This is a genomic window from Myxococcus sp. AB056 (assembly GCF_006547365.1).
Lineage (GTDB): Bacteria > Myxococcota > Myxococcia > Myxococcales > Myxococcaceae > Myxococcus > Myxococcus virescens.
Genome location: NZ_VHLB01000005.1, coordinates 169,412 through 176,484, shown reverse-complemented (window position 1 = coordinate 176,484; position 7,073 = coordinate 169,412). Strand labels below are relative to the sequence as shown.

The 7,073-nt window shown below is 68.3% G+C and carries 8 protein-coding genes; 7 read left to right on the top strand and 1 reads right to left on the bottom strand.

What is annotated here, in order from left to right:
• The 6 genes from FMP39_RS04335 to FMP39_RS04310 all read left to right on the top strand — a co-directional run.
• A partial coding sequence (locus FMP39_RS04335) for a dolichyl-phosphate-mannose--protein mannosyltransferase (RefSeq protein ID WP_228557657.1) occupies window positions 1-1,481 on the top strand: 1,481 nt, incomplete at its 5' end.
• Between the two features lie 327 nt (window positions 1,482-1,808).
• Window positions 1,809-2,768, top strand: coding sequence for a hypothetical protein (locus tag FMP39_RS04330; RefSeq protein WP_141588733.1), 960 nt, complete (start codon window positions 1,809-1,811; stop codon window positions 2,766-2,768).
• A 53-nt stretch (window positions 2,769-2,821) separates the two neighbouring features.
• On the top strand, window positions 2,822-3,367 hold the full coding sequence (locus FMP39_RS04325) for a hypothetical protein (RefSeq protein ID WP_141588732.1): 546 nt from the start codon (window positions 2,822-2,824) through the stop codon (window positions 3,365-3,367).
• Between the two features lie 307 nt (window positions 3,368-3,674).
• Window positions 3,675-4,631 (top strand): alpha/beta fold hydrolase, encoded by a 957-nt coding sequence (locus tag FMP39_RS04315; protein WP_141588731.1) that lies wholly within the window; start codon window positions 3,675-3,677, stop codon window positions 4,629-4,631.
• 95 nt (window positions 4,632-4,726) lie between these two features.
• Entirely contained in the window at window positions 4,727-5,191 is a 465-nt protein-coding gene (locus FMP39_RS37770) for a GFA family protein (RefSeq protein ID WP_228557655.1), read from the top strand.
• A gap of 36 nt (window positions 5,192-5,227) precedes the next feature.
• Window positions 5,228-5,932, top strand: coding sequence for a lysoplasmalogenase (locus FMP39_RS04310; RefSeq protein WP_228557654.1), 705 nt, complete (start codon window positions 5,228-5,230; stop codon window positions 5,930-5,932).
• On the opposite strand, the gene FMP39_RS04305 is transcribed toward FMP39_RS04310, so the two are convergent.
• Window positions 5,902-6,435 carry an O-acetyl-ADP-ribose deacetylase gene (locus FMP39_RS04305; protein WP_141588730.1) on the bottom strand — a complete coding sequence of 178 codons (534 nt, stop codon included), beginning with the start codon at window positions 6,433-6,435 and terminating at the stop codon, window positions 5,902-5,904. The two genes, FMP39_RS04310 and FMP39_RS04305, sit on opposite strands and share 31 nt — an antisense overlap.
• Before the next feature lie 78 nt (window positions 6,436-6,513).
• Here FMP39_RS04305 and FMP39_RS04300 point away from each other — a divergent pair, with 78 nt between their 5' ends.
• The gene (locus FMP39_RS04300) at window positions 6,514-7,047 is read left to right on the top strand and encodes a DinB family protein (protein ID WP_141588729.1); all 534 of its coding nucleotides are present in this window, start codon (window positions 6,514-6,516) and stop codon (window positions 7,045-7,047) included.
• Window positions 7,048-7,073: the final 26 nt, after the last annotated feature.

Here is a 7,073-nt window from a genome sequence, read left to right as displayed (position 1 = left end):
TGTATAAGAGACAGCGTGAAGAAGGTGTCGTGCGTGCCGCGCGCGGCGGCCTGGTGCATCGCCTCGTCCCAGATGTAGATGGCCGGCTGCGCTTCTGTCCGGGGCCGAGGTTCAGCACGGTGGTGGCCATGGTGGGCATGGCCGTGCTCCTGGCCGCGCCGTGGAGCTTCTACTCCGCATGGCGCTGGCCGGAGCTGCATGACCTGGAGGCGCGGGTGACGCGCGCCCACCTCTTCGCCGACCCGACGGTGGACGTGGGGCCCTGGCACCGGCCGGTGGATGCCCTCCTGAACGAGGTCAACACCCAGAGCCTGGCGCCGCTGCCCGCGGTGTTGCCGCTGCTCGCCTTCGTGTGGCTGCTGGTGCGCGCGGTGCGCCGGCGGGAACTGGAGGTGGTGGGGCTCGCGTTGTGGGTGGGGGCCACCTGGCTCGTGTTGTCACTGAGCGTGGTGAAGGTCCCCGCCATTGCCTGGGGCGCGGTGCCCGCCGTCCTGGCCGCGTTGGCCATCGCGGGCGCGGATGCCAGACGCCACCCCGCGCTCGCGGCGGCGCTCCTGGCGGCGGTCGCCACGCCGTGGTTCGTCAAGCACCTGCCGGTGCTCGGTGATGTCCGCGCCGTGCTCCCCACGGTGCTGGTACAGACGCGCGCCCGGCCCGGGCTCGCGGAGGGACTGGTCGTGGCCGCCGCGGCGGCGCTGCTCGTCGCGCTCGTGTGCTGGCGCCTGCCGCGGAAGCTGTCCTGGGCGCCCCTGGGGCTGGGGCTCCTGGCCTCGGGCGTGCTCGCGTGGCTGCTGGCCGTCACCTTTCCGGTGGCGAAGGCAGACTACCAGGCCAGGCATCTGGATGACCTGTACGTCACCTACTCCCGCGAGGTCGGGCGCGCGCTCGACCAGCAGACGCCGGCGCGCAGCGTCCTCTTCCTCGCGCAGGACTCGGACGTGCCCAACTCCATGGAGTACCTGAGCCTCATGTTCTGGAGCAACCGCATGACGTACCGGCGGCCGCCCGACGTCGTGAGTGCTCGCAAGCACGGCTATCATCCCTACCTCGTCTCGCCGCTCGCGGAGCGCTACGCCCCCGTCCCCGGTGTGCCTCCGGATGCCGCGCTGCGTGCCTATGACCTGGAGGCGCCCCGGTCCGAACCCGCGCCACTGCCTGATGGAGTCATGCCGCTGGCCTTCCGTGAGAAGGACATGGAGGTGCTGGGCGTCGCGGCGGGCCACGCGGGTGGGGGCCGTGACCGGTATGCCTTCTACGTCCGCGCCCATGGCGTGCCTCGCGCGCTGCGCGTCGTCTTCCACGGACCGGGCGGAAGCGTGGAGCGCATGCTGGAGCCCGGCGCCGCGCTGCGACAGCCCGCCACGCTGCGGCGCGCCAGCTGGTTCATCGTGCCCGTGCTGGGACCTCCCAGCGCCGGCGTGACGCATCTGGAGCTGGGCGCCAACGGCCAGCGGGTGACGTTCTCCCGCCCGGGCGCCTGAGGAAAAAGCGTCGCAAAGCCCCGTGGGGCCAATGCCTGTCGGGTGCAGGGAACTTCACTGCCGAGGCATCTCGCGGGACATGGGAAGCGTTCGCCCAGGTCAGCAGGGCGTGCGGACGGTCGCGGGTGAGGCAATTACCCTCCTCGCGGAGCCCCGATGTTGCTTCAGGTCCACCGTCGCGCTCCCCACTGTGGGACGCGATTTTCCATCATGCGAGAGGAAGGGCGTAACACCTACCTCCCATGGGGAATCCTTGTGTCAGGGGCTTGTCGCCCCACGTCTTCCCAGACGTGGCACAAACGGTGAAATCCGCCGCGTCCGAGCCTGGTGCTCATGAACGAGGTCGGAACCATGCGGATGAAGCAGAAGCAGCAGTGGGTTGCCGCGGTTTGTGCGGTGGTGGTGGGCGGAAGCGGGGTCGCGAATGCCCATGACCTGATTTGCGAAAAGAAGGTCAATGGTCAGTCGGTGGTGGTGGCGGACGATTATCCCTACACCGCGAACTACAGCTTCAAGGTCACCAACGTCCACCCGACGTTGCCGTCCATCTTGTTGACGGCGACCGATGACGTGCTGTCGAGCGAGGGTTTCACGTTCTCGCCGCCGCCGCCGGTGAGCATTCCTGTCAATGGCTCGCTGACGTCGAACTTCGCGCTGCAAATCGGCAGCTATGACGAGTGCGTGACCATTGCCGCGCAGGATGGCGTGGCGGACAACCACATCGACAACACGTTCAGGGTGACGTTCGACCTGGGCTCGGCCATGTGCTCGGCGCGCCTGACGTGCGAGCGGGAAGAGCCGCCTCCCGTCGAGTGCACCGGCCCGACGCGGACGCTCGGTTTCTACAAGAACCGCATCCTGACGCTCACGCAGTGCCTGGCGCAGGGGCCCATCAACCTGGGCGCCATCGGGACCATCACCACGCTGCCCGCCGCGGAAGGCATCCTGTGGGGCGACCCGGCCATGTACCCGGCGGGAGGGATGCGCAGCCAGCTGGACCGGCTCCGCTTCCTGCTCGCGCGCCAGACGCTGGTGGGCATCTGCAACCAGCGCCTGTTCGGCGCGACGCCTGACCCGGCGTCGCTCCTCACGGATGCGGTTGCCGCCCTGAACACCACCCAGTGCGATCTCATCTCGAGCCTCATCGACCCCGTGGACGCCTTCAACAACGGTTGCGACTCGCTCCCGCTCCCGCCCGGCTTCATCCCCGGCCCGTCGACGCCCCAGGCCGCGGAGGCGATCGCCGTCGACCCGACCTCCAACTCCGGCCAGAGCTGCTCGCCCTGAGCCGTTCCCAACTCAATCCAAGACACCCTTCAAATCTCAAGGAAAGACACGCCATGAAGAAAATCATGTTGTCCACGTGTGTTTGCGCGGCCCTCGCCCTGACGGCCTGCGGTGGGGGCAGTGACCGGCTCGACTCCGTCCAGGGCGAGCCACCCGCTCCGTCCGGTCCGGTCCAGACGGAGGACGGGCAGCGCTTCGAGCTGCGGCTCCGCGGCTCGGCGGCGGAAGGCTACGACAAGCTGGAGCTCCCCATCGGTGCTGTTCGCGTCACCGCGGACGGGGCCCCGCTCAAGGTGGAGCTGGCGAAAGACAGCGTGGATGTGGCCCAGCCCGACCACGCGCACCTGGTGGCCTACTTCTACGTGCCGGAAGGCGTGGAGCGCGTCCGCGTGACGCTCCAACTGGAGGGGCTCGGCGGCTATGCCCAGGCGGAAGGCTCCGGCTTCGTCGACGCCAGCGTCGCCCCGGTGACCTTCGAGGCGCCCGTGCACGAGCTGGCGCTGCGTGGCCGTGCGGTGGTGCAGCTCGACGTGGCTCGCTCCATCATGGACATGGGGAGCCACCGCCTGCTGCTCCCGAACGGCGTGGTCAACTACTGAGTCACGACACCCCACCCAGTCACCCCACCTGCCGAATCGCTTGACTGGCCGCGTCTCACGCCACAGATGAAGTGGCATGAGACGCGACAGTCGGCTCTCCGTCGCCTTGCATGTCCTCCTTCACATGGAGGACATGGGGCACCATGGTGACGTCAGAGGCGATGGGGCGGCTGTTGAAGGCCCATCCGTGGCGGACCCGGGACTCGGCGTTCGCCGCCGTCACGCTCGTGCCGCGAAGCGGCGCGTCACGCCTCATGCCTGACGCTATTGTTCGCCCCCACCGTACCGTCACCTCTGGAGCACCCCCATGGCTGACATCACGCATCGAACCGTGAAGACGAATGGCATCAACCTGCACATCGCGGAGGCGGGTTCAGGGCCGCTCGTGCTGCTCCTGCATGGTTGGCCGGAGTCCTGGTACTCGTGGCGCCATCAGCTTCCGGCGTTGGCGGCGGCGGGGTACCACGTGGTGGCTCCAGACGTCCGTGGCTACGGCCAGAGCGACAAGCCGGAGGCCATCGAGGCGTACAGCATGAAGCAACTGGTGGGTGATGTGGTTGGCCTGCTGGATGCGCTGGGGGAGAAGACGGCCATCGTCATCGGCCATGACTGGGGCTCGGCGATCGCCTGGAACTGTGCCGCCCTGCATCCCGACCGCTTCCGCGCGGTGGTGGGCATGAGCGTGCCCCATCTGGGCCGCGCGCCCATGCCGCCGATTCAACTGTTCCATCGCATGTTCGCTGAGAAGTGGTTCTACATCCTCTACTTCCAGGAGCCCGGCGTGGCCGAGGCCGAGTTCGAGGCGGACGTCCCGAGAACGGTCCGGGCGATTCTCACGGGCACCCCCGGCTTCGATGTGACGAATCCCGTCGTGCTGGCGAAGAAGAAGGGGGAAGGCTTCCTCGCGAGGCTCGACGTACCTGAGACCTTGCCCGACTGGCTCACCGAGGCGGACGTCGCGTACTTCGCGAAGGAGCTCGCCGGCAGTGGATTCCGGGGCGGGCTCAATCGCTACCGCAACATGGACCGGGACTGGCACGAACTGCCTGAGCTGGCGACGGCGGTCATCCCGCAGCCGGCCCTCTACATCGTCGGAGAGAAGGACCCGGTGCGTGCCTTCTCGCCCGTTGACCCGATGAAGGCCCTGGTGCCGAACCTGACCGACATCCACGTCGTTCCCGGCGCGGGGCATTGGGTTCAGCAGGAGCGCGCCGCCGAGGTGAATGCCGCGCTGCTGGCCTTCCTGAAGAAGCTGCCGGCCTGAGCCGCGCGCCCTCCGAAGGTGTGCTGCTTGGAGGGCGGCGCGACTGTGCTGCAATCCCTCTCAGCCCGTGGCGGCGTGAGCGGGATGAAGTATAGGTGAGCGTCGATACAACGGAGGTCGCGCTCATGGTGATTCCAGGGAAGTGCCACTGCGGGAATCTGTCCTTCACGCTCGTCTGGGAGCCGAGCCCGGACGAGATTCCCGCACGGGCCTGTGGTTGTTCGTTCTGCACCCGGCACGTGGCGCTCTGGACGTCTCATCCAGGGGGGACACTCAAAGTCTCGGTCCAGGAGCCGTCACAGGTCTCCCGATATGTCTTCGGCACGCGGACCGCGGAGTTCCACACCTGTGGCCGGTGCGGCGTCGTTCCCGTGGTGACCAGCCGCATCGACGGACAGCTCTACGCGGTCGTCAATGTCAACGCGTTCGAGGGGATCGACCCGGCGCGGATTCGCCGCAGCTCGGGCAGCTTCGACGACGAGGATGCCGCGACGCGGCTCGCGCGCCGGAAGCGCAACTGGATTGCCAACGTGGAGATTCTGGAGTCGCCGCGTCCCTGAGCCTCACAGCCGGGCGGCCGGGGTATGGTGCCGCCCATGCGCAGCGCGTCGGGCAGTGCGACGAAATTCCTCGCGGCGGTGGGTGTCGCGGGGGCGGTGGGATACCTCCTCGCGCTGGACGTGGTCCGTGCGGACGTCCGGGTGGCCGCGAAGGCGCTGCCCATGCTCTGTTTGCTCCTGTGGCAGTGGCCGCCGCTCGGACGCTACGGGCGGTGGATATTCGCCGGCCTGGCGTTGTCGCTGCTGGGAGACGTGCTGCTGGACGTGGGGCCAGGGCTGTTCCTCCCGGGCCTGGGGGCCTTCCTGCTGGCGCACGTGAGCTACGTCGCCGCGTACGTCACGGTGTCGCGCCTGCCGCGGTGGGGCAGGGCGCTGCCCTTCGTGTTCCTGGCGGTGGGGGCCAGCGTCTTTCTCTGGCCTCATCTGGGCGAGATGGCGCTCCCGGTGACGGCCTACGTCGCCGTCATCTGTGCGATGACATGGCGTGCGTGGGCCATGCTGGGGAGCCCGGGGCTTTCGCGTCGCGCGCAGGGGTTCGCGCTCGCGGGGGCGCTGCTGTTCGCCGTCAGTGACGGACTGCTGGCGCTCAAGCTCTTCGTACGCCCGCTGCCGGGCTCCGGCTACGCCATCATGCTGTGTTACTGGGCCGCGCAGTGGTGTATCGCCGTTTCCGCGCGGGAGCCCCACCAGTCTGACGCGTCGCGAACCCTTCAGGCCGAAGGGGTGGGCTCCAGCGCCTGACGTGCGCGTTGGTACACCTCGAGGTCCCTGTCGCTGAACAGCACCACGGTGACGCGCTGGAGGGTCGGCATGCGTTGCAGCGCGGCCAGAATCTCGCGCAAGGCGATTCGCGCCGCCCGCTCGATGGGGTACCCATAGGCGCCCGTGGAGATGGACGGGAAGGCGATGGTGCCAAGGCCGTGCGCTTCCATCAGGGAGAAGGCCCGCCGGTAGCAGCGCGCGAGCACGGTCTCCTCGCCGCTGCTTCCTCCTTGCCACACGGGCCCCACGGCATGGATGACATGTTTGGCGGGAAGGGCATGGCCTCCGGTGATGCGAGCTTCTCCCGGAGGGCAACGCCCCAGGGTCCGGCATTCGGCCAGGAGGCCGCGCCCCGCCGCTCGGTGGATGGCCCCGTCGACGCCGCCGCCTCCCAACAGTGTGGAGTTGGCTGCGTTCACAATCGCATCCGCTTGGACCTGGGTGATGTCTCCCCGCATCAGCACCAATCGCTCATCGCTCATGTCATCCCCTCATCCTGGTTCAACTCCTGGCGCACGTTCCGTGTCGGGGGCAGCGGGGCGTCGGTCTATCCTGCGCCCATGTCCAACCCACTCCGAGACACGCTCCTGGGGCAACTCGACATCGCCTGGGCACTCACCCTCTATCACCTGGAGGGATTGACCACGGAGGACTGCCTGCGCCGTCCCGCGTCCGTGGGCCTCCATGTCCAGCAGGGCCCGGATGGAAAATGGCATGTCGAGTGGCCCGAGCATGAAGGTTACGACTTGGGGCCGGCGAGTGTGGCCTGGCTCACGTGGCACCTGGGGTTCTGGTGGTCCATGGTTCACAACCACTCGTTCGGGGATGCCACCCTGACGCGGGAGCAGGTGGAGTGGCCGGGGACCGCGGACACCGTGCGCGACTTGATTTCACGGCGGTACACGGAGTGGCGCGCCGCCATCGAGCAACTCAGCGACGAGGACCTCCGCTCCACGGAGCGCACGCGTTGGCCGCTGCAAGGCAAGCCCTTCGGGGACATCGTGGCCTGGGCCAACCTGGAGTTGATGAAGAACGCGGCGGAGATTGGCTACGCGCGCTTCGTCCTGGCCGTTGCGCCCCGGCCGCCAGGGTAACGCGCCGCATGGTGCGCGGAGGCACG

Bases quoted from the DNA above. Each gene is read 5' to 3' on its own strand.
- FMP39_RS04325 (WP_141588732.1), top strand. From the start codon at position 2,822: ATGAAGAAAATCATGTTGTCCACGTGTGTTTGCGCGGCCCTCGCCCTG.
- FMP39_RS04310 (WP_228557654.1), top strand. From the start codon at position 5,228: ATGCGCAGCGCGTCGGGCAGTGCGACGAAATTCCTCGCGGCGGTGGGT.
- FMP39_RS04305 (WP_141588730.1), bottom strand. From the start codon at position 6,435: ATGAGCGATGAGCGATTGGTGCTGATGCGGGGAGACATCACCCAGGTC.
- FMP39_RS04300 (WP_141588729.1), top strand. From the start codon at position 6,514: ATGTCCAACCCACTCCGAGACACGCTCCTGGGGCAACTCGACATCGCC.
- FMP39_RS04315 (WP_141588731.1), top strand. From the start codon at position 3,675: ATGGCTGACATCACGCATCGAACCGTGAAGACGAATGGCATCAACCTG.